This is a genomic window from Paenibacillus sp. LRG-1 (genome assembly GCF_057220305.1).
In genome coordinates, this window is sequence record NZ_CM170126.1 from 3373255 (window position 1) to 3395932 (window position 22678).

Here is a 22678-nt window from a genome sequence, read left to right on the forward strand (position 1 = left end):
GTACCGTTCCTAGTCTAAAACTTATTTCTCAATCCCTGACGATTTTGTAACCATAAAACTGCGTCAAATCAAATCTCCAGTCTAGTACTTTATTTTCTCTGGACAGTACGACGTTGCGTCCTCTCGGGTTTGATTAGCATGGAAATTCAAGGAGCCATGACGATATTCACCGTCAATTTAAAACGAATATTGAAACTGATGGAGTAGACCAAAGCTAAGTAAATAGTGAGAAAAGACGACGTCCATTCGGAAGAAACCGAGTGGACGTCGTCTTTTTTGACATGTGTTCGTACGTTTACCAAGAAAGGCTAGTTTTTCAGTGGCCTCGGTATCCCGCGCGGATCTTGAAAATTATTGATCTAAAAAATAGTGTATGTCACCACTTACGCTCGATACTGCATTATTGCTCTTAAATACTATCCTGAATGTATTTAAGCCAGCATCCCGATTATCCCAAGTCAACGTGCCTCCACTAAAAGGATATCTTGTATTTACATTCTTTGTTTCAACTGTAGTCCATGTACCATTTAAATACTCTTGAAGCGTGAAAGACCCGGATGGCGTACCGATTCCAAGCGGTATATCAATTGACCATAAAATGAAGATATCACCTCTGCTAGCTTGGAAAGATCTGGATACAGCACTCGATGTATTTTTTCCTGAAAGTGGTGTTGTATGCCACGTTGCTGCTTGAACAAATGTTGGTACCGTTAATGCTAGCATTAACGTTAGCATTAAAGTTAAAACAAAAATTTTCCTTATTCCTTTCATGAATAAAACCTCCTTGTTTCTCATATTGGTGAATGGCTTTTAATATCACCTAATATAATGGTATCCATTTATGCCATAAAAATGGGAAAGAGATAAATTGAATTCCGATAAAAAAGGGGCTGCCCTTCCGTAAGAAAAACTACTTTTGGACAGCCCCTTTTCTATATCTGCATTGTATCTTCTATTTAGTACATTGGCACTACGGATAAAAGAGGATTTTCTATGCTTATGTCGAATTTTGGAAAGCGAAAGGAGGGTTCTTGTGACAGATAAAAAAGAAGAACCTCGGCGTATTTATATCCAAGGTTCCGTAGAAAAAATGTCCGCCAGACTAACCGATGCGGACAAGCTCGTGAGCAGTGGCGAAACAGATACATCAAAATCATCAGAAGGAGATAAAAAATGAGCAACCTTCAACTACGCAAATCCAACCAAGGTGACGAGCAACGATCTATTGATAAGGAGAGCGCCCGCATTACTCCTAGTCAACCGAAGGGGAAATAGACTTTTCATCCTCATATTGAGCATGTCTTATATACGCCGCATCAAAAATTTTAATGTAAGTGCCAGCTTTTGTGTCATAGAATATTTGAGACACAGGAATGCGGTGTCTGTTAACCAAGTCCGTGAAAAACTGAATATCATCCAAATTCAAGTAGCGTTCCGGCTCAAAAGTTCGGGACGCTTTATTAATGCACCCAATAACTGGTTCGCCCTCTTTGTTCATTTTCCCTATCTCAACAACCTGAGCGTCATTATTTCCAAACACTTCATCCCATACGGAAGCACTCTTCGAAAGACTGGCAACTTTTCTCCAATTTCTCACTCTGTTTATGAGTTTCAGTTGATAGGGCTGCACCCACTTGACCCACAACATGCTCATGAAGAAGCTCACAACCACACTTAGGATCAGAAACACGACAAGAAAGAAAATGCTATTCGCATGATTCTTTAATGCCCCTAGTGACCAAACCATTTCAGCTCCTGCTATGTACATTACTCCATTGTAAATACATAGGGTCACAAATGAAGTTGGCAACCACAACAAAGCAGCTACTGCCGTAAATTCTCCAGGTGTGTGTTTTACTACTGGGTTAACACCAAATGATTGAATCCAGAAATACATTAGGAATCCGGGCAAGATAAAGACAATTGAGCCTATAAAGTTCTCCATATAACACTTCCCTTTCCTTTAGTCTCATACAAAAACCCTCTGTTTTAAAGAGGGCTTCTGCATATAAGTATATAATTTGGTTATTACGGTAGTACTACGGATTTTATTTCAGTGAAGCTATAGCTTTATTTATTTCTTCTAGTTCAGTCTTATATTTAGCTATATTAGTTTCAGCTTCTTGTAATACTTCTTCCGTGCCTTTTGTATTGGAGTCCAGAGTGTCTATCGCCTTTTTATTTCCTGCGTATTCTTCTCTAAATTTGCTGTATTTTTCAAGAGTTTTTCGCAAGTTTTCTTTATCTTTTTCTGTATCAATTACAAATTTCTCAAGCTCCGACTTTCTAACTTCCAGTTTAGAGACAGGCCATCCTTGGTACTTATTCGAAACAGACTGTATCACATCAGCAGTTTGTTTTGAAGAAAAGTTATCCGATGATTCAATTTGAATCGTTTTTCCGTCCACTTTTAAATTCGCCCCCAAAGAGTCGGTGACAGCGCGAAGCGGAACATGCGCCTTTCCGTCAACAACAATTGCGTTTTCTGATAATGAGTTGCCATTGACCTTGACTGTATATTCCCCTGCTACTGTCTGCCCAATCATTGACTTAATTTGATCCGCAAAAGCGCTACCAGCTGTGGCAATAACCGTACCGATTAGCATCCCGCTAAGTAAAACCAGCAAATAAGACCATTTTTTCATGAAACGTTCCTCCTACATAGTATATATGTCCTAATATTACCATTGGTAGGAGGTGCAGTAAACATTATGTTGTCGAACTGCTAGAGCTTCCACCAGCAGGAATATTAACGGTAGCCACGGTTTTGCCTTGGCTGAACAATTTTAGATTCCTGGAACCAGGGTCGAATGTTGCATTAACGATCAAACCATTAAACAAATCTCCATGTATTTTGTCAATATCGTTACGTAAATCTCTAAGTTTATTTTCGAGACCATTAATGCTCCCTACCTCTAAAGCAAGTCCGCTCACAAACGCTTCAGAAAAATCCACAGGTCCTTTTAAATAAGTAGCATCATCAACTGATCGGATGATAACAGGTCCCATGTTGCCTAAATGAAACCCTTCTCTATCTCCGTAGACGCTTCCTCTTGGCGAACCATCATCCATAAACAATAAGCCGCCACCATCATTATACTGACCTAATGAAACAGCTTCTCCTCCACGGGAGTTATAAGCAGTAAGACCAGTAGAGTTTATTTCGATCCTCCGGCCTTCCTTTGCTGTACGGAACAAGGCTCCTGTAATAATACCGCCCTCTATTTCATTACCAATCAGTTTACTACCTCGTATGGTACTTGCATTAACTGTACTAGCCCTTATATCTGAAGCGTTCATTTCTGAGTTATCTATCTGCCCAGTCAACTTAATCGAACGAGCTACAACATTCCCCTGCATGTCTACTCGGAATGGCGCAATGGTATAATCGTCATTCCCTGCACTAATTCCATTCGTGTTGATTTTGGTTACATTATTACCGCTACCAATAACCAAAGAAACGAAGCTACCAAGTTGCCCAATAATCTGTTCTGCCAATACTCCGCGAGCAGTTATAGCAGCACGGATCGTTTTCCAACCATCTGTTGATATGCCTATCCCTTTTGAGGTCAGACGTACTTGTTCCAATGGATTTGTCTTTTCTTGAGCCAATATTCCGCCTTCTGGTGGATAAATCAATTCCGTTTTACTATTATTGATATCAATGACAGCCTGTTTGGCATAGGCCTCAAAAACTTCTGTTCGGATCTTTCCGTTACTAAATGAGTTGTTAACAATGTTTTTGCTTCTCTCCAAGTCACTGATAATATCGGCATAGTCCCGTAAATTGACATTGGATATCGTAGGCTCGCTGTGTTTGTCACGGCTATACGGATACTCTGTAAGCTCTGTGATTCGGGCCTTGAGTTTGTTCATGTCCATCGCTGGATCAATACACATTACAGCATCACCCAAATGCGGCTCCAGTTCCGAGTTGTCAATTTTAAACAGGTCTGCTGTTGATACAGTTACCTCCAGCGTTACATTCTCCTGTTCAGCAAGAGCCTTGCGTGTAGCCTTCAGCAAGTCTTCCGGTTCTTCTATATCCTGTTCTATAATCTCTCCATCATAAAACGGTACGGAATCACTTGCCCAATAATGAGCATAAGGAGAAATTAAATAGTTAACAGCCAGCTTCCCATTTACAATCGTTCCCGGTACACCAGAAAGCAAGCTTCGCTCCTCGTCGGTCAGCTTGGACGCATCCATGCCAATAAACGTCCGTCCATCCTTCATTTGAGCGAACATACGCGTCACTAGAGACTCGCCTTTGTCTTTGAAGGAACTGGATACGATGTTCTTCTTGAGTCTGTATTGAAGCCCACTATCAGTCCCGATCTTTTTTCTAAGGTTGATTACAAAGTTATCCGGCTCGACTTCACACTCATACATCTGAATGATTTTATTAAGCGCTTCAAGACAATTGCCTCGCCCAAAGTCCTTAACATCGTGCAAATCAAATGTGTCGTGAATAACAAACTTAAACCGTCCACCTGTAGCAGCTGTAATCAGGTCTGTGAGTTGATTGATATGGATACCATAGGCTTCTGCAATGTATGAAGCATATGGAAACTTGTAATCATTGAGCTTGAACATAACGTGATTACAATAAATATTGGCAGTCAGCTTTTTTCCCTCGCGTGATCGGCTACGAGACTGAATGACGTAAAATTGGCCACGCTCGTCTTGAACGTGGCCTTTGATTGCTATCTTCTCCCTATAGTCTTCACTGGTCATTGGAACCATGAAGGTTAATTCATAATCACTGTTAATCCTGCGCCGCCGCTGAATGTCGTAGCTATCTACTAGCGTCCCAACGCGCCGCATGTTTTTATCAAACATTTGCATAGTTGGAGTAGGCATAATCCACCTCGCTTAATATAAGAATTTATCTCGATGTGTAATACGGAACAAGACCGTCCGGCCTGTCTCCGGGTCTGTCCAGGTCAAATTATTGTTTCCAAGATTCAGGTCGAAGAAGTCTCCATTGTAAAGATGTGAGACGTTCTGACCATTTCTCATAATTTTGAATTTTCCTGCATCTATAGTAATGACTTCACCAGGACGGAAAACGTCCGTAAACTCAATAAAATCTGTATGGAATCGGCTGGCCTCGGCTGGCTGCAATCGTCCCTCTCCCGACATAGGTAAAGCTTGTAGAATGATTTCACGAGTATACTGTGCATCTGTTACGCGTCCATCGCCGGACATTGGCATAGCCTCTAAGTCATAAGACCGAACAAAATCAGATTGCGCCCGGCCTTCTCCTGAAAGTTCCACGCCTGCGGTCATATCTAAATTAAAGTCCAATATATATTCCGTGACCGTTTCTATGTCCGTGACATTGAAGGACATTAGGTTAAATGCATTGTCAGCTTCGGCCCCAATAATCTCTTTACGCCGGGAATACATTTGTGCCTGACCGGATAAATGAGCGGACAAATCAATAACATTTCCGTCCACTGAGCTGCCCGAATTAAGAGCAAGGCCATTAAATCCACCTGTATTAAACATAGACCTCCCTCCTAAATTAAGTCCTTCTTTGCCCGATACATGTAAGCCTCATCTGTGTGTTATAAACATTGTGTTCTGCCGAATCACTTTGAAAGACTTTGAATGATATTACGTCTCCTGCTGCTAGATATTGTTGATCATCCATCGTTAAAAATGTGACCAGTCCCGTACCTAGCCCAGCTCCTTGGCGAGTGGTTAAGTTGCTCCCATTTTTGTACACTGTTATATCAGCGATTTTAGTATTTGGAAGGCTTTCTATCGTAGCTAGAAAATTGATGTGATACCAGCCACTTTTATTAATGACCACCGTGTTTCCAACGCGCATATTATAGCTGTCTTCCATCACTGTAGTAACGGGTACTTCAGCAGGCGCGGAATTAGCTGGCAAGGTGTATCCCCCGCTACGAAGGTACACAAAAGGCGTATTCCCGAATATTTGGCCTGATAATGGCGATTTTTCATCCGTTGCACCTTTTGGAACTGTGCCAGTAACGACGATAATAGAACCCAGCTGCGATTGTATACCTGTAACGTTCCCGGACCCTGTGCAATTTTCGATATAAAACCAAGAACGGGCATCTGCTGCAATACCAATATTGCGATTAGAAATTTTACAGTTTACGATCCGTGCGTTAGCGTCATAGCTACTAATACCATGCTGGCCTGTTGAAGCACCTTCAATTACAACGTTTTCAATCAAAGTTCGGTTACAGTAGACCAGAGATATACCAACTTTTTCAGTCGTTGTGATTGTCAGATTGTAGACACCTGCGCGATTTGTAAAATTGTCCAGAGTAACAGATTTAACTTTGTATAAGCTAGCATCCTCTGTTTCACCCTTTAGTTCTAGCGTCTGGGCACGTAGCTTATGCTTAATCTCAACGTCTTCATCATACGTTCCTGGTAACAGCACAATGGAGAATCGTGACAGGCTTATAGGTTTCATGACGCTTGCTGCTTTGGCAATGGTCTTGAATGCCTTGGTCTTAGTCAGACCATCGTTATCATCTGAACCGTTAACAGCATCCACGTAATATAAAAAGGCATCCGTTAACTCCATGCCTTGTAATTTGTCGTCAATGGCTCCTATGTTTTTTTGTACAACTCGCAAGTCGGACGCGGTAAAATTACGCGCTACAACAGCACCGGATGCCCAAGCACGTGCTACGCCTTCAAAGCCACGTACACAGCCTTTAAGCGTGTTATCCTCTATGCTTATATAAGTGATTGTTTCCGCTACATCTCCATTGCCTATAACCGCTATTCCCTCGCCTTGAAGCAATACAGCAGCATTCGTTACCTTGATTTCGGTCTGAGTCGCGGTAATGATTTCAGCCAGTTCAGTCCGTGGTGAATTTGCTACCGGAGCGTACATTTTTTCCATAATTATTCCCTACCCCTCGTCAATCGAAATCTGACCAGACATAAAACGAAGCGTGTCATTTGTTTGGACTGTACGCGGCGTTTTCACAGCTCCGTGATACATTAGATTGCCCCCTGTTGCTGCGGTGCGAATACCAATATGGGTAACCAAGCCCCAATCAGCCGATGCAATCGGGAAAGATACATCTGCCGAACTGGCCGCAACTGCCCTACGATCAGTAATAACTGGCGCACCAAACGTCACAGCTCGCCGTACATAGCCGCCACCGCTAACTTCCTGCCCTGTATCTGCATCCGTTGGATTGCTTGTGTATAGAGCGATATATACGGTCTGAGGGGCTGCAAAGTTTATCCCCCTTAAGGCTGCATTAATACAAGCCGTTTTCCACCAATTACTTTTGCTTAAAAGTATGTCTGCCAATGTAAAGACCTCCTAATCTATTTGATATTCATTTGCAATTCGAAAATTTTGTATGTTGTTATCACCAATATTGGTTAGAACAATAATAGGGCTAGCCCGTTCATCGCCAACTGAAGTAACTGAAATAGTCTGCGGAGACTGTGTAACGGTAATTTCTTTAATGTTTTCCTCCGATTCAGGAAACGGATGTTCTCCCATCTTGATTGGTAGGGTCAGTTCCCCGTCCCAAAGTATCTTTTCGATATCCAATGTGCCAGCATACCGACCGATGTATCTCCTTCCCGGCAGATCAGAAAATGTAAATACGATATCCCCCTTTTTGGCATTAAAAAGAGCCGCCACTTGGGCGACTCTCCTATGGTAATCAAGGGTTGTATCATCAGCCATTAGGACGCATTCGAGATTGATTGTTCGCGCTCCATAGGTACTGCCAAAATCCAGTTCTCCATCCCTTTCAGCAATTTCAAGACTGTGGTCCTTTGTCGGTGGCAAAACGGGTATGTTATGCTTTTTAAGCCCTAACCCAATGGAACTAAACGACTTACCGTCCGCAGTAGCCTCAATCATTTAGGATTTACCTCCCCTCACTTGCAACCTCCGCACTAGGTTGTCTCGTTCGGTCCAGAAAACCTTTGCTGCGGATTCGTCTTCAATATAAGTATCGCCTGATTTTATTACGAACTGGTTGCTGATTTGCTGCGGATTTGAACCGCCCGAAGCCATTGGCATAGAGAAGTCTGGCATAGAAAAATTAAGTTTCGGCATCTTAAAATTGATAATCTTCCACAAGTTGCTCTGCTGTTGACCATTCAAATACATTTCCCCTTCTCGGGCAATGACTGGAACATCAGCCCCCTTTTCGCCCTGAACGATCCCGCCAGAATGGAATTTTTGAAGCTTTCCTGTATCTTTCTTGATACCATACTTATTCCGCAGAGCAGCATTTTCTTCGTGCAGCTTGGCCTTCTCAGAAGTGCCTGCCGAGTACCATTTATCAATATTGGAATTATATCGCGCCAAGTCACTGTCCTTTTCAGAGATTTGGGAACCTGTATCCAAGGATGCAGACAATGAAGTGGCATTTATTTCAGCCATTTTCATCTGATAGTCTAAGATGAATTGATCCAACTGGCGCAAGATTTCTGCGTTCTTCTCGGATTCCTTTGAAATCTGAGTATTTTTCAAATCTTCAGCTTTGGATTCAACACCATCCGAGTACTCGTCAAACTTACTGGTGAGTTCATCATAATGATGTTTGGCAGCTTCAATCTGGTCATTGTAATCCTTTTCTCGCTCAGTCTTCTCATCTTGAAGCTTTTTCTTTTGATCCTCCAATCCTCGCTTTGCCAGCGTCCGGTTATGTTCCCGTTGCATATCCTCAATGTCTTTCTCGGTTTGTTTGCGCTCAGCGATACCCTCGGGACCAACGGCGGATTGGAGCAAGGCAAGACGTGCTTGTTTCTCCGCCATAGCACGATCATAGTCCTCGTCTTCATTAGCTGTCTGCATCTTGGCAAGCAAGTCATCTATGGCCTTGATTTTAGCGTCCTGAGCTTCGATAAAAGCATCACGTTCCGCCTCGATACGCTTTACTTCCTCGTCCCGAGTCTTTTCAAGCGCCTCCTTCTCCTTTTTAGCTGCTTCGGCAACAACCTTCTTCTGATCTTCAAGAAGCTGTTTTTTAAGGTCATGAACCTGTACATCAATTTCCATCCGTTGTTCTGATCCTTCTTTATAAAGAGCCTGCATTTTTGTCCATAAATTGAGCTGATCGGAAACAGATACAGCTTCCATACTCTTTTGGTAATTGATTCGTTTTTGGAAATCGGACAGGAACTCATCTTCCAGAGCTTTGCGTTTCTCATAAATCTTCTGCTGCAACTCAAAACTCTGTTCGGCGGTACGATCCTTTGCCTTACTCATACGCGTATAAGCGTCATATTCCATTTTGAGGATAGCAATCTGGCTTTGACCTGCCATTTCATTTTTAGAAGTCTCTTTATCAATCCATTTTTCTGAATTTTGATACCGAAGCTCATTGTATTTGACGGTTAAATCATAGATTTGTTTGGCAATCTCTCTACGGTTAGCAGGAAGCAGATAATTTTTATTTTGCTCCTTCTTGTAGAAATCCAGACTGGTTTTAACCATCTCAATTTCCTGTTTATTGGCCTGCTGCATGCGCTCGGTTCTTCGCTCAAGATTCTCAACGTCTTCCTGAAATCTGGAATCATTCAGTTTCTGAACATCGCGGCTCCATTGCTTCATTGCATCCTTATCTTCAGATAGATACTGCTTATGTCGTTGAGCCAATCGTTTGTATCCTGCAATCTGCTGGTTTATAGACCAATCATTTCGTTCAGCTATATACTTAAAGTTATCAAGATCGTTATCATAACTATCTTTTCGTGCCGCAGATGCGTCCTTAGCTGCTTTTTCAGCTGCGCGTTCCGCATCGCTCTTGCCTTTTTTGCCCCCACTCCCCTTCGCTTTTTTTGAACCAGAAGAACTCACACCAAATTTAGGGTCATTATATAGCTTGGTTAAAGCATTTATCTGAGTGTCATACTGCTTCATATCTTTCTCGTATCCACTATATATTTCGCCTATATCTTTTTTGCTTTTCTCCATATTTTTCTTATCTTGGTTTAACTGGTTCTGAAAAGGAGCACTTAGGAAAGACTTCACTCCAGTCATGTTGTTTAGTTCTTTTTGTTTATTAAAAACATCTAATGAACTCTGAGCCATAACTCCATTCAATCTAGCTTTCAATTCAGCAAGACTTTTAATCGCCCCAGCCTCTTTAATGTAAACTGCAATACGGTCATCAGACTCAAGTTTTGTACTTAAACTAGAAGCTTTTTCTGACCTTAGATCGTCTATAGCCTTTTGAATTTTAGCCTTACGAACAACTTCAATTGCATTCTTTTCGAAGGCCCACCCCTCAGATGTTTTGTAAATCTCTGAGGCTAATTGAGGGTATTTGAGTATTAACTCTGCCGCAGCTTCTGCGTTCATGGACTGTTTATTGGCCAGATCATTTAAAACAGTATTCATCTCAGAAATAGCCTGACCATTGCCCTGAATCTGCTCTCTTAAATCGGCAAGGGCTTCCTCCTGTGATTTAACACTTTCGGTTGCTGTTCCAGCTTTCCCGGCAAATTGGTCAGTTTCAACAGTTGCTTGGCCTAAAGCTACTCCTACTTCTGTTACAGATAAAGTAAGCTTGTTATTCTCTTGTTCTAACGATTTGATTTTTTCTTCTAATTTGGCAGCATCTTCTTTGAATTCACCTGTCCCTAAAAAATCTCCAATCGGATTAGCAATGATTTTCTTTACTCGTTCCAGTTCTTTGGTGGCTTCTGTGATTTCATTTATTTTTTGCTTTTGTTGGTCCAGTAATTGCGATTGCTGATCTTTCAATACATTTTTTCGGGCTTCATTCTGCTTCTCGATGAGTTTGTTCAAAGCGGCAACTTGCACCTGTACAGCCTCATCGGTATAACCAGCTGCTTCAAGTTGCTTAGCCCCTTCTTTTCCGAGAGTAATGACCAGCGCTTTTGAAACCTCTTCGAGTTGTTTTTTTACTTGGGTTTGTTTTTCTGTCGAACCGCTGCTTAGCTTTAGAGATTGCTCAAGAGAACGATGTGCATTGACCAATTTTGGCAAAAGTTCTATCTGCCGTTGATACTGACTTACCATTTGTTGTGATGCCGAGTCTTCATCTTTTAAACTCTGGATTCTATCACGAGCAGCCTTTTCTTCTTTACCGCTATTCATTGCAACTAGAGCAATTGCACCAACAAGCAGACTCAATCCTGCCGTTGCTGCTGCTGTCGTCACGGTTGCTGTAGCTTGAGCAACAGATAATGATTTCGTAGCAACTGTAGCTCCCTCGGTTGCCACCGTTAACGCCCCTTGTGCTACTGTAGCTCCTTCGGTAGCTGCAACTCTTTGGACCGTTGAAAGAGTAGCACCTTGTGAGGAAACGATATTAACGTTATTAGCTACCGTATTAGCGCCAATAGCAACGGTTTCCGCTGCCTTAGCTGTGGTTAACACTTTCACAGCAGCAATTACATTCATGATTGGGCCGCTCAGGGCTTTATAGGCAAGCAGTAGACCACCGATAGCTGCCGTTCCCTCAAACACGCCGGAAGGAACTTTTGTAAGCCCGATAAGTAGTTGGTCAATTGCATCCAATACATCCTTGATCGTTCTTCTCAAACCATCATCACCAGCATTGTTGAATATTTCTAACAACGAAGCCTTGGTTTGAGTTGCTTTACGCTGAATGGTATCCATCTGAACTTTCAAGTATTCCATTGTCGATCCGGTAGAACCGATAGACGCTGCTGTACCTAGCAAGATATCCCCTGCGTTTAAGGAAGCAGCCAATTTAGCATATTGATAGACACCGCGTGAAATATCCGCGTATGATTTTGTAAGATCATAATTCTTGTCGATTACTTTGGTCGACAACTCTAACAGAATGTCTTCTGCCCTTTTCCACTGCTCTGTACCATTTACAACTTCTTTTGTTTGAACTCCTAATCTCTCAATCTCTGCAACTGCTTTATCTGTACGGATTGTACCCAGGACTGTCTTCCACATGTTCCCCAAGTTTTCCCCGCTAAGAGCCGTGTTACGAACACCTGCTGAAATCAAGCCGTTCATAAAATCAAATGAAACGCCTGTTTCTGCCGCTATCTTACCTGTCCGTTCGAAGGCAGCCCCCAAATCCCTCGCTGGTGCCATCGTGTCATGGGCAACCTTGGACCAGGAATCCAGCACGCGACCACCTAGCACCATGGCGTCGTTGCTATCTTTAATCTGCACGCCATATTGAGCAAATGTGGACTCCATTGATTTAGTCGCGCCTTCAAGAGAAACCAAATCGACAGTCGAGAGCATCGTAGACTTACGCACCATTTCCTGAACTACGCCTGCATCCTTATACATCCGGCCCCAAAGACGTGCTGATTCGGTAACGTCCATAATTTCCGAACCAAGGTCATGCGCCGTCCGAATAAATTTGGTCGTCTGGTCATGAAGCTTTTCGGTGTTCATCACCATTTCTTTGGTGCCTTCGTTGTATTCCAAAAAATAGTGCTCATTGGTTTGGATATAGCCCGCCATGTTGGACTCAATGCCAACCAATCCCTCTTTAAGCGCTTCCTGTGTTTTATGCAGGGCTACATACGCTGTGTTGAATACAAGTGCATGCGTAGCCATATCTCCTACTCGACTCATCCAATTAGGAGTTGTACTGAAGGTTTGCTTCATCTGCGCTTCGGTCTGACTCAGTGAACGACGGATCTTCTGTTCTTCCTGAAGCACCTTCTCTCGTACTTGCGCCTCTTTTTGCTCTCTGCCACGTAATGCGTTCAACCAAAATTTTTCATAGTCTTGAGCGTTCTTCCTTGCCTGCTGCGCTTCCTTGTCAGCCATTTGCTGTAACTTCACACGGATAGCCTGTTCTTGCATAAGGACACGTTCACGAGTCTTATCGTCCGTCCCTGCCCCTGAAACTTTGGCAGCTTTCTGCCCGGTTGATGTCGCCTTATTTTGAAGGGCTTCCATCCGTTTTAGATGCTCTCGTTCCTGCTGTTCAATTGCATCCTCACGCTTTTTTACAATGGCCTGCTGTGCTCTGAGTTTCTCGTCGGTTATCTTATTCGCCTGGTCCAGTTGATTCTTCCGAGCATTATTTAATTCTGCCTGTGCAGTACGCTGCTTTACAAGAGCTTCGGATTCAGCGAGAATCTTCTTCCGTCTGTCTTCTGCACTCAAAGCAAACTTATCCGCACTACTGGCTAAGGATTTGAAATTTTTCTCACTGATTCCTAATTCAGCATTTAGAAGTTTAAACGATTCAGCATTGGCTCTTGCTCCATTGTCGATAACCTTGAATGCAGGTAATATCTTGCTGGTATCCAGGTTTATTCGTGCGCCTACTACGTCCTTATTTAAGTCTGTCACTTAACTCACCTCACAAATGGTTCAGGAAAAGTTTCCTGACCTAAATACAGAAAAAGAGGCATCCTGCATGATTGCGGATGCCTCTTAATTTAATTGGCGAAGAAACCAAGATCAGATAATGTCTTAACCTTCTTCGGCTTTTTGTTTTCCACATTGCCACCGTGAAGAATGATTTCGAATTCCCGGTTTCTGTTCTTGGCTTTCATGAGCGCTCTAATCTTTGGAATGGTCATATTAGGCCACTCTGAATCAGAAATACCATTACTCACGCATAAAGCCCAAAGTTCTAACCAGTCCGTCTCATGATCATTCTCGGCAGGATTAGACTCCTCCTGTTCATCTTCCTCATCTGACTCTTCATCTGGAGGAAACGACTCAGAATAGAAATCGGTCTAACAAATCATCCAGTTCTGCAATACCGTCCTGGTCAATCTGTCCGTACTCTTTTTCCGTTATTTCCTCAACTAGCACGAGATTAAACGCCTTTTTGTATGTTTCCTCCACTTTAGGCCAGTCAACAGCCTCCCGTTCCTCGGTAGCTTCCCATTTCTTGCGACCGATAGAAAACGAAAACTTGTGTGCTACACCGTCCATCTCTTCACGAACCTGACGAATCAATGCAATGGTCCCGATCTTCACATGCTTTTTGATGCCCTCTGCCAACCGAATTTCTGAACCTATATTAAGCGTTTTATCCAATTGTTTGTCTGTCATTTAAATTTCCTCCTCAATGTATGTAACCCCCTACCTGAGCGATAGGGGGTTGAGTTAGTAATTGATTAGATACCGAAAATGATTTCTACTGCATATCCATTAGGATTCTCTGGCGTGATATCCGGCTCCATAATCTCCAGCGCCAATGTATTAGTGGTTGGCTTTTTGCGCTCTTGGGACACGTCCAAAGTCCCGCCTCCGAGAGCCTTCCAAATAGTGAGCTGGCAAGGGACTTCTTTACCGTTCCGATCATCGATTAAGGAAAAGCGGTGTACCAGTTTAAATGGTTTCGGACGGCGTTTACCGCTCAAGCTACTTCTTGTAGCATTCTCCTTTGACCATTTGAACGTAACAGTGATTAACTTCCCTTCGTTTGCAACATCAGATGTAATTTTCCCATCAGCTGTAATTACGTACTGTTCTGCTGTTGGAGTAGACGCAACACGAGTCAGTTCAGTAAGCTCTCCTGTGTCAGTGTCTTTTAAGTAAACACGATCACTCTTAGCAACAAAAGTTCCGTTATACTTCGTGGGTGCTTTTAATTTATAGCCATCAGTAGCATTCAAAAATCCTTGCTCTACTTCATCGAATTGCACCGTGCCTTTTTCTGATTCAGCCCCTTGAGACAATTCAGCCAAAATATCAGAGTAACGAGGAACCTCCATAGAGGCCTTATCCCCTAAATCCTTAGCAGTATAGTGGAATGCATATCCACTATCGCCGCCCATTACTTTGTCCCAATCAAACTGCAATTGCAAAGTTACTTTAGTGATTTTATCATCAAGAAACTTGAGCCTTCCGCCTTCTTCATAAACCTGCGCTGACCCCACGCCATCAAATACTAAAGGTTGCATATAGTTTCATCCTCCTTATGTGTGAACACAAAAAGAACCGATCAGGTTATTTGACCAGTTCCCATAAACGCTTATCAATTTCTGAAATTCGACTGTACTCTTTGGTTAGCTTGTAGCCCTCTTTCGGATTCCAGACACCCATAATACCCAATCCTTTAGCAAGCGTTATTTTTTCAGCAATCAGCGTATCCCACTCGGTAGGTTCTGGTTTAGGAGGATTAGGTTGAGTCCAATTCAATTCGGCTTCATAAGTTGTACCAGCAAGCGTAAGCACATTAAATTTGTACTTCTTGGTTGTGTTTGCTTCGCTAAACCATAGAGTCTCTTGATCATCGGGTTCAATTTTAACTCCATCTTTTTCGATACTGGATATATTGGTTTTAGCCAAAGAGATTCGCTTTTGCGCTGAATCAAGCAACTCATATTCAACGTGGTTAACACCATTGTGATCACCGGATCTCCCCGTTGCTTTCCAAACAGCTGCTTCTGCCATTCTCCTCACCTCAATTCACTCTCAAGTAATCAACATCGAAAATTGCTTTGTACCCCTTAGCCCCTTGGATGCCAGTAGCAAAATCTGAGTCATAGGACAGCACACAAAGATAGGACATAAACCCCTGTGCAAACAACCTTTTTTCGTGCAAGGTTTTGAATGCTCTTTCAAATAGAAGCTTTGCTTCATATGCTGTCTTACCGTAAAAGTCGATACAGAACTTGCCTTCGAACACCAGTGGATTAGTGGCATACCGTCCCGGCATGACATATTGGCAGATATGTGGAACTGTATCCTTAGAAACCGTTATCTCAGGCTCCATGCCTTTCGTAAATCGTTTCACGACCTCAGCAGATGGTGATGAAGGAGTAAGCTTCATCATGTTCATAAGCTCTGTATCTGCCTTCAAAGCACCCTGAACAGCGTCAATTAACTGTAAGCTCACTCCTTTACCTCCTTGAAGTATCTGTGATACGGAAACTCAGTTATTACACGGCTAATGCCATCCAAAATACGTTTCCGGTTAGACTGGATTGCAATACGCAAAAAGTAGGTTGGTGGTGTGGCCCTGAATGAAGGATCGATGTCACCGCGCTCCGCAAGCTCCTCCAAGTCCACCCCAGCATAGCCCCCACCTGATTCCTTCATGGTCCCGTCAATCGCCCGGTACTTTCCACGGGAACGACCTACAATAATACGATCACCTTTGGACCTCAGTCGGTTCCACGCTTCACTGTTCATGTAGGTTATTAAACCGGGATTTTGACTGCTGTCTGCCATCTTGGAGCCTTTACCGAATTGTTCAAGCCACGCCTGCCAGTAATCAGTGGTGATGTCGCCTGAAATCATTTGATTAGCCAAAACAAACATATGCATCTCCAAATGATCCCGTACTGCTGGATAATACCGAATACCGCTTTTAGCTGTCAGCATGACCAGTTTCGTTAGCCCAGTAATTTCAACAGCGAGCTTATTCTCCAGATCCTTCGCCGCTTTTACTGAATCATACCCTGTAATCATCGGCGGTCCTCTGAAAGCTGGACGTGCAGCAGATTAGGATACTTCATCCTATCAACTGCATCTACCTGGTATGTCTTCCCGCCCATAACGATTCGGTCAGGAATAGCAGTAGTTGCCTCCTCTGGCCTCTTTACATCAACAGTCGTTTGCATCTGCAAAACAAATACGGTACTCGATAGTAATCCCGGTTCCTGCTGCCGAAGTTGCGCTGTAACATACTGTGCAAAGCAAACAACATCAGCAGCGACCGATGTAAATTCAGCATCGCCCACCGGATTATCGTTTGCATCATAAGCTTGCTGGTATCTTTGCACCTCTACCACGGCGTTCGTTTTGACCAAAGAGCAGTATTTGTCCTGATCTACCGTTTTCCTTAAGGTTAGAACGAGAAACGTGTCCTCTGCCTGTACCAAGGAACCACGATTAATGAGTGATTCAGGCGAGAATACACCGTTATAGACGTATTCTTTGCCCATTACAGTCGTCGCTTTGGTTTCCCTCGATAGAATCACTACATCTTCGTTTCCGTCCACCACACACGGCGTATGGCGGTGTGAGAACTCATAGAACAACTTTCATCACCTACCTAAATGACCTATGTTCAAACTCAGACAGAAGATCGGCTATTTCAGGCGTAATCATGCTGTTGCCAAAGTATTCAATGCTATAGTCGAAGTCCTTCTTCGATTTGACATTTGTGTTCGGATTCCCAGCCAACTGTCCTATTATCAGGCCACATGCCACCTTGACCTTATCAGGTATCGTCTCCCAACCGCTGGTATACGTCACTTCTAGCTCTGCATACGCTGAACCGAAAGAAGAATAATCACACCAGACGGTACCAATGTCCTTGTCGATATCAATGGTGCTGGTATCAGTAATTGTTTCGAATCCTGGTGGGCCAAAGAAATTGCCCATCAATCCCTGCTTAGGCCTGCCTTTTACCTCTTTCACCTCTATAACTGGATAATAGGACAAATGCCCTCGCTGCTGATCGGTTAGCGGTATGCGTTCCGTGTAGGTTGTAATTCCAATCTCACGCCTGCACCTTCCGTCAATTACAGCCGATGCCCTCAGAATAAGCGGAACAGTTAATTTGATACCAGCCGGAACGAAATCAGAATCCGTTAACTCAAGGTACTGACTCATTCTACATAGCCAGCATCAGAAAGCTCGTCTGCCAGTTCATCCGGTAACTGTGCTTCGCCATCTACGAAGTTAACGACCTCATTTTTAAAATGAATCGTGTGAGGACCCTTGCGCTGGCTTGGTGTACCGCGAAGCGTAACTTTTCGAATTGCCGGAATCCTAGCAGCCAGAAAAGAACTGCGCGCATCATTCAGCACCGTTGTTTGAGCATCGAACTGGCTCGGTTCTGTTCCTTCAGTGCCAACCAATATCTCTGCCGCTGTAACGGCCTCCTTGAATGCATCTGCCGATTGTTGAGGATATTGTCCTCCAATTTCACCAATCTCAGCCTGCGCTAACAATGCTGCGCTTTCAGCAATCGCATCTTTCAACTTGTCCAGATTCGATTTCGCCAACTGAACCATCTCCTCTCAAAATGAAATAGAGACGGTCATGCCAACCGCCTCTTCGACTTTAAAACCTATTATGATACCGCCGTAATAGTTGGGCGTTCAATCGTGCCGTATGCATGTGCGTAACCTGGACCTTTGGCTACTGGAGCGCCATACTTGATGCCAACGTACTGTTCTTGCAGACTTGACGTTGTACCCAACTGGAAGAGGTAGATGCCCTTTTCTCCAACGTAGTGATACTCAATCATCGGCTCTGTCACAATGGCAATTCCGTAGTCAGTGTTTGTTGCCGTTTTTGCATTAACTGCTGAAGGGATAAACGGCTCGGGAATGATCGGCAGCAGACCTGCGGCTGTCATAATAGCTAACACTTCTAAGCCGGCAACCGTTGTTTTCTTGAGGTTGCTGATTTGTGTTTCATTGTTGGCAGCATTGCGTTCTTCTTCTTCGAGGTAATGATGAGCAATTGGATGAATGTAAATAGCTGTTGGCATAAGCTCGTACAATTCACTCGCTACCATAGCAGCTACCTTCGCCCGAATAGCAGACACGATTGATGCAGTTGCCCCAACTGTGAAAGTGTTCGTAATCTGACTTGCAAGTCCTACATATTGTAAAGTTGTCGGTACAGCCAAGCCAGTGTCATTACCTCTCCAAAGTGCTTTTCCATGCGTAAGTCCAATGGCATTCAGCATGTCGTTTAGATCCTTGGCTTTCAATTCAGGAAAGTTGTTTTGTTGCTGGCCCAGCGTTACATCATAATGTCCAAAGTTAACTTGGTTCGTTAGAGCTTTGATCTTCACACCATGTGGCGTACGTTGATTTCCGGTTGCTGTCGCTGAAGGGTTACGAGGGTCAACGAACGTGCCGCCATTCACAGTGTTTTGTTCGTAGTAAGTAGAAATATCGCCTGTAGCTGGTACATAATTCAACCGTCCGTCTAAGATAGATGTACGACGCAATACGTCCGTAATCTCTTTTTGAAAATCGTCAGTAATAATCGCGCCCGGCCCCTGAAATTGAGCCGCCGCTGCAACTGAAACAAATTGTGCTATTCCAACACGGTTATTCATGTATTACACACTCTCCTTTTCGGCAAATTGTGCTTTTGCCTGCATTTTAAGTTTGAAAGACTCGGAAGACGGAAGATCCAAAGCATCGACAGAAGCACAGAAGGTTTTGTAATCATTAACTTCCTCACCTGCTGCAAGATTGGTATTACTGCCATACTTGGACAATAATGCAGACGCGCTGAATGTTTTGCGTTCCGGCTCTGCTGGAGGCGCACCCGCTGCTTTCAACTCTTTCAATTCTTTTTCTAAAGCATCTGCTTTATCCTGAGCAGCCTTCAGATCAGCAGCGGCTTGTTCTTCAGCAGTCTTTTGTTCGGCTTCTTCGCTTGCAGCCTTAATAGTGGTGATATCTGTTTTAATTGCTCCCACCTCTGTGACCACGCTTTGCACACTCGCAGTGATAGCGGTCATACCGTCTTGCAATGCCTTCATGGAGTCTTCCATCGCTTTAATTTGTTCTGGTGTCATATCGACATCCTCCTTGTCCTTTTTCATGTTACGAGCAGCAAAGCTCGTTGTTTTATAGGCAGCGGCATCAGCGAACAGGATGGCTGCGCCCGTACCGCAAAATTCAATTACATCCAATACATTTTCTATATCCGTTGCATCCTGCACAGCAGCTTCCATTTCGAGTGATGCGCCAAATTGATATTCGCTCCAGTTATACTCAGCCGCCAGACCGTTGTAGTAACGAATAGTCGCAACCACATCAGGAAAATCCTTTGCGTAAATGTATCCATCAATCCATGCATAACCATCAAGCGAACGGTAAGCTTTATCAATCACAGCGACTTTAAAGCGCGGATCATGGTCCGCCATACCGTTGGCGTAGTCAATATTCAAGGCCATACCTACGAAAGTTTGAAGATATTGGTCGCAAACAGTCGATGAAATACGAATACGTTTCCCGCCAGCACCATGAGGTGAGCCATCACTTGGTTGGTCAACTGCGAAAAGAGCACATTTGAAAGGAACTTTGTTCGGATGTCCTCCTTCCTCGGATAACTTGAAGTCCTGAACGCGCATCCGCTGGTTGCTCATTTTCAACGTTCTAAGCATTTAGATTCTCACCTCCCTCCGTGATATTTCTGTTGTCTGCGCTCTGCTCGGTTTCTCGGTGTTGGCATTGACCTTGGATATGTCAGTCTGACAACCCTGCAAACAAACCTTGTAAACACGTCCTCACCGCCTCTCAGGGCAAAATAAAAACACCTACTCTTCAGCGGTGTCAGATTCATCCTTTTCTGTTTTGTCTTTATTCTTTGGCGGATCATCTTCAGGAAGATTGCTCAACAGTTTGTCTTTCTCCCCTTGTATTTCTTCCTGAGTTTTATTCAAATCAATAGCTGTGGTATTACCTGGTTGTAATAATAATTCGCCATGTTTATTAGGCAATGCTTTACGCGCCAGACCATCACGTACTTCATCTGGTGTCACAGTTCTTCGGTCAAGGTAAATCGCGTCAATATCAGCCCTAAGTTTTTGATCTTTTAACGAAGTGGCATAATGGAATTTAAACTCAATCATTCCGCCTAGTTTGAAAATACCGTCAATAATGTGATTGTTGATATGCTCCACAATGTTTTCAGCAATAGACTGGATAGATTCATTCGTGTCATCGTCTTCACTGTCAGCGGTGCTTCGGTTCACATCTTTTGTCTGCCCCAGTTTCTTAGGGGATATGTCAAAAGCAATAGCAACAATCTCAATTAAGAACCGTTGCCACTCAAGAAATAACGCCTTATCATCCGTAGCCCCCAAATCCAGTACACTTGGATTCTCTCCTCCTATGATAGGGTTAAGACCACGGCCCAGCACTTCATTTTCCCAATACGCACGGAAAGCAGCTACAGCCTTACTATCAGCATTTCTACCAAGGTTAATCAGCTTCCTAATCACAGTATTCGAAGCTTGCTTCCCAGCTGATCGGTGCGCTGATATAAAGCTTTCAACTGATTCCCAAACCGTTTCTAATGGCGAAAGTCCGAATGGTGTGTTAGTTCTCGGATTCATCCGTATATACATCAGGTCAGAAGACTTTAAATGGACATATTGCCCGTGAACTCGCTGTGCATAGCGATATGAATTCTCTTTCCCATCCCAATCAGGATACAAATCAACAGAGAAAGAATCTACAGGGTACATCCTAAACGGCCTGAGAGGGTCACCAGCTTTCAATACTTCCGATGAACCCGCACTACATACAAGCATATCCTCGACTATTTGCTCAATCCATGAACGGAATGAGTCGCCGGGGTTTGGCTTTAGTAATGATCGTTCAATAACTTTGCATATCTCTCTATATTTTTCTGTATCGTTCTCGTCGATAGCAGCTACGGACCAGTTCAGCTTTGTGATTCCGTTCTTGATAACGTTAATTGCTCTGCGTGGAATCGGGGATTCCGATAACGTTCGTAAGTTGGTCGGCGTTCTCTTCGGCGCTGGCTGGTTACTTCCCTTACTCATCATGATACCAAACGGGAATGGGTAGCTTTCCGTCTGTCGTTCAGGTTCGTTCTTCGGCCTCCCCGCCGCTAGCCAGTTAATTAGCCACTGTCGTACACCCAAGTTCGTACCTCCCTTCTGACGCAACAAAAAAGGAGGTCAGGAAATTTTTCCTGCCTCCAGTATTCGTTCATATTTCTATGTCTAAATAATATCATTGAGTTATTACGGTGTTACTACGGATTTTACTTATTTTTATCAAGATAACATTTCGCCAAAAATAAAATATTACTAGCAGACAAGTGAAGAGCATAAGAAGCATAATGTTCAGGAATTTCCACTGTCTCTTCACCCTGCCCATGCCCACTTGTTTTATTGCGTAACACAGGTACGCCCGACTCCAAAGTAGATCTTAAAGAGTTGAAATGCTGTTGCATATAAAGAGGAATTAATTCTTTTTTCACCAACAAATCAATTAATTTATTAGAAGTATCACTTGGTTTAAACTCCCAATTCATACGTACGCAAATAGTTTTCATCGTACTCTCAAAAGATTTCAGAGCTTCTGCAATAGCTTCTTTATATCTTCCTTCCCTATAATGTTTATGTGCTTTTAGATATTCTTCTTCAGCCCCCTGGAATTTCAGATCATACAGTAAAGATAGAGTTGGTTTTACAACTTCTTCGTGAGTTAACTGCGAATCTATACGAATAAGTTGACTGCCCTCAAATTGATACCCTACTCTATGTTCCCGAAATCTATAATTCAATTCATGAATTGCAGCATCTGGAGGCATTGTCATATTGTTAGCATCTCGAACATAGTACTCAGCTTTTCTTACTACCTTATCAATTAGAAAAAAAGCGTACTCTATTATATCCAAGGCATTTTCTGTATTTGCAGATAATAAGAAATTTGTACATTTTCTGTAGTTATTCTCGAAATTATCAGTTAAGTTAAAAATACCTAATTCCCTAGTCATAGTAGAATGAACATTGTCCCAGAAAGAGATAGAGTACTTTTGAAGGTAGTCTCCCTCTCCTGCCGCATCCCTTAATATATGTACAATTTGTACCCTTAACGGCATTGGGAGTTCATCGTATTGATAAGGGTCAGCAGTTTTTTGCAGCTTATTTTTTTCTCGTTTTGAAAACAATTCGAAAATAGCCATATAGATTACCACCAATCAAGTTTGATAAAACTACCATATAACACGGATTTTATATTTACAATAATA

At 43.0% G+C, this 22678-nt stretch carries 22 protein-coding genes; 1 reads left to right on the forward strand and 21 read right to left on the reverse strand.

From position 1 onward, the window contains the following. Window positions 1-351: 351 nt before the first annotated feature. The gene (locus ACUUJN_RS14850) at window positions 352-771 is read right to left on the reverse strand and encodes a hypothetical protein (protein ID WP_452510973.1); all 420 of its coding nucleotides are present in this window, start codon (window positions 769-771) and stop codon (window positions 352-354) included. Window positions 772-1033: 262 nt separating this feature from the next. Between ACUUJN_RS14850 and ACUUJN_RS14855 the strand changes: the two genes are divergently transcribed. Further along, on the forward strand, window positions 1034-1177 hold the full coding sequence (locus ACUUJN_RS14855; RefSeq protein ID WP_250271250.1) for a hypothetical protein: 144 nt from the start codon (window positions 1034-1036) through the stop codon (window positions 1175-1177). Window positions 1178-1252: 75 nt separating this feature from the next. On the opposite strand, the gene ACUUJN_RS14860 is transcribed toward ACUUJN_RS14855, so the two are convergent. The 20 genes from ACUUJN_RS14860 to ACUUJN_RS14955 form a co-directional block, all read right to left on the reverse strand. After that, window positions 1253-1945, reverse strand: a complete 693-nt coding sequence (locus tag ACUUJN_RS14860) for a hypothetical protein (RefSeq protein WP_484668638.1) — start codon at window positions 1943-1945, stop codon at window positions 1253-1255. A gap of 103 nt (window positions 1946-2048) precedes the next feature. After that, window positions 2049-2645, reverse strand: a complete 597-nt coding sequence (locus ACUUJN_RS14865; RefSeq protein ID WP_484668639.1) for a stalk domain-containing protein — start codon at window positions 2643-2645, stop codon at window positions 2049-2051. A gap of 64 nt (window positions 2646-2709) precedes the next feature. After that, window positions 2710-4863, reverse strand: coding sequence for a phage tail protein (locus ACUUJN_RS14870; RefSeq protein ID WP_484668640.1), 2154 nt, complete (start codon window positions 4861-4863; stop codon window positions 2710-2712). Between the two features lie 12 nt (window positions 4864-4875). Beyond that, window positions 4876-5514 carry a phage distal tail protein gene (locus ACUUJN_RS14875; RefSeq protein ID WP_484668641.1) on the reverse strand — a complete coding sequence of 213 codons (639 nt, stop codon included), beginning with the start codon at window positions 5512-5514 and terminating at the stop codon, window positions 4876-4878. Window positions 5515-5530: 16 nt separating this feature from the next. Then, window positions 5531-6898 (reverse strand): right-handed parallel beta-helix repeat-containing protein, encoded by a 1368-nt coding sequence (locus ACUUJN_RS14880; protein ID WP_484668642.1) that lies wholly within the window; start codon window positions 6896-6898, stop codon window positions 5531-5533. A gap of 9 nt (window positions 6899-6907) precedes the next feature. Next, window positions 6908-7318, reverse strand: a complete 411-nt coding sequence (locus ACUUJN_RS14885; RefSeq protein ID WP_484668643.1) for a phage tail fiber protein — start codon at window positions 7316-7318, stop codon at window positions 6908-6910. Between the two features lie 12 nt (window positions 7319-7330). Continuing rightward, window positions 7331-7885, reverse strand: coding sequence for a phage tail domain-containing protein (locus tag ACUUJN_RS14890; RefSeq protein WP_484668644.1), 555 nt, complete (start codon window positions 7883-7885; stop codon window positions 7331-7333). Beyond that, a complete protein-coding gene (locus tag ACUUJN_RS14895) occupies window positions 7886-13300 on the reverse strand; it encodes a transglycosylase (protein ID WP_484668645.1) in 5415 nt (1804 codons plus the stop codon). Between the two features lie 375 nt (window positions 13301-13675). Continuing rightward, the gene (locus ACUUJN_RS14900; RefSeq protein ID WP_484668646.1) at window positions 13676-14014 is read right to left on the reverse strand and encodes a hypothetical protein; all 339 of its coding nucleotides are present in this window, start codon (window positions 14012-14014) and stop codon (window positions 13676-13678) included. Window positions 14015-14079: 65 nt separating this feature from the next. Further along, window positions 14080-14868, reverse strand: coding sequence for a hypothetical protein (locus tag ACUUJN_RS14905; RefSeq protein ID WP_484668647.1), 789 nt, complete (start codon window positions 14866-14868; stop codon window positions 14080-14082). Between the two features lie 46 nt (window positions 14869-14914). Then, a complete protein-coding gene (locus ACUUJN_RS14910) occupies window positions 14915-15361 on the reverse strand; it encodes a hypothetical protein (protein WP_484668648.1) in 447 nt (148 codons plus the stop codon). A gap of 10 nt (window positions 15362-15371) precedes the next feature. Further along, on the reverse strand, window positions 15372-15806 hold the full coding sequence (locus tag ACUUJN_RS14915; protein WP_484668649.1) for a hypothetical protein: 435 nt from the start codon (window positions 15804-15806) through the stop codon (window positions 15372-15374). After that, window positions 15803-16381: a hypothetical protein gene (locus tag ACUUJN_RS14920; RefSeq protein ID WP_484668650.1), complete on the reverse strand. Its 579-nt coding sequence runs from the start codon at window positions 16379-16381 to the stop codon at window positions 15803-15805. The genes ACUUJN_RS14915 and ACUUJN_RS14920 overlap by 4 nt, the downstream gene beginning before the upstream one ends. Further along, complete coding sequence (locus tag ACUUJN_RS14925) at window positions 16378-16953, reverse strand: hypothetical protein (RefSeq protein ID WP_484668651.1); 576 nt, start codon at window positions 16951-16953, stop codon at window positions 16378-16380. The genes ACUUJN_RS14920 and ACUUJN_RS14925 overlap by 4 nt, the downstream gene beginning before the upstream one ends. A gap of 10 nt (window positions 16954-16963) precedes the next feature. Beyond that, window positions 16964-17530, reverse strand: coding sequence for a hypothetical protein (locus tag ACUUJN_RS14930; protein WP_484668652.1), 567 nt, complete (start codon window positions 17528-17530; stop codon window positions 16964-16966). Next, window positions 17527-17925, reverse strand: coding sequence for a hypothetical protein (locus tag ACUUJN_RS14935; protein WP_484668653.1), 399 nt, complete (start codon window positions 17923-17925; stop codon window positions 17527-17529). The genes ACUUJN_RS14930 and ACUUJN_RS14935 overlap by 4 nt, the downstream gene beginning before the upstream one ends. Before the next feature lie 68 nt (window positions 17926-17993). Further along, complete coding sequence (locus ACUUJN_RS14940) at window positions 17994-18995, reverse strand: hypothetical protein (RefSeq protein ID WP_484668654.1); 1002 nt, start codon at window positions 18993-18995, stop codon at window positions 17994-17996. A gap of 3 nt (window positions 18996-18998) precedes the next feature. Beyond that, window positions 18999-20054 (reverse strand): 3-oxoacyl-ACP reductase, encoded by a 1056-nt coding sequence (locus ACUUJN_RS14945; protein WP_484668655.1) that lies wholly within the window; start codon window positions 20052-20054, stop codon window positions 18999-19001. 153 nt (window positions 20055-20207) lie between these two features. Next, window positions 20208-21563: a phage portal protein gene (locus tag ACUUJN_RS14950; protein ID WP_484668656.1), complete on the reverse strand. Its 1356-nt coding sequence runs from the start codon at window positions 21561-21563 to the stop codon at window positions 20208-20210. A gap of 122 nt (window positions 21564-21685) precedes the next feature. Further along, window positions 21686-22612: an STM4504/CBY_0614 family protein gene (locus ACUUJN_RS14955; RefSeq protein ID WP_484668657.1), complete on the reverse strand. Its 927-nt coding sequence runs from the start codon at window positions 22610-22612 to the stop codon at window positions 21686-21688. Window positions 22613-22678: the final 66 nt, after the last annotated feature.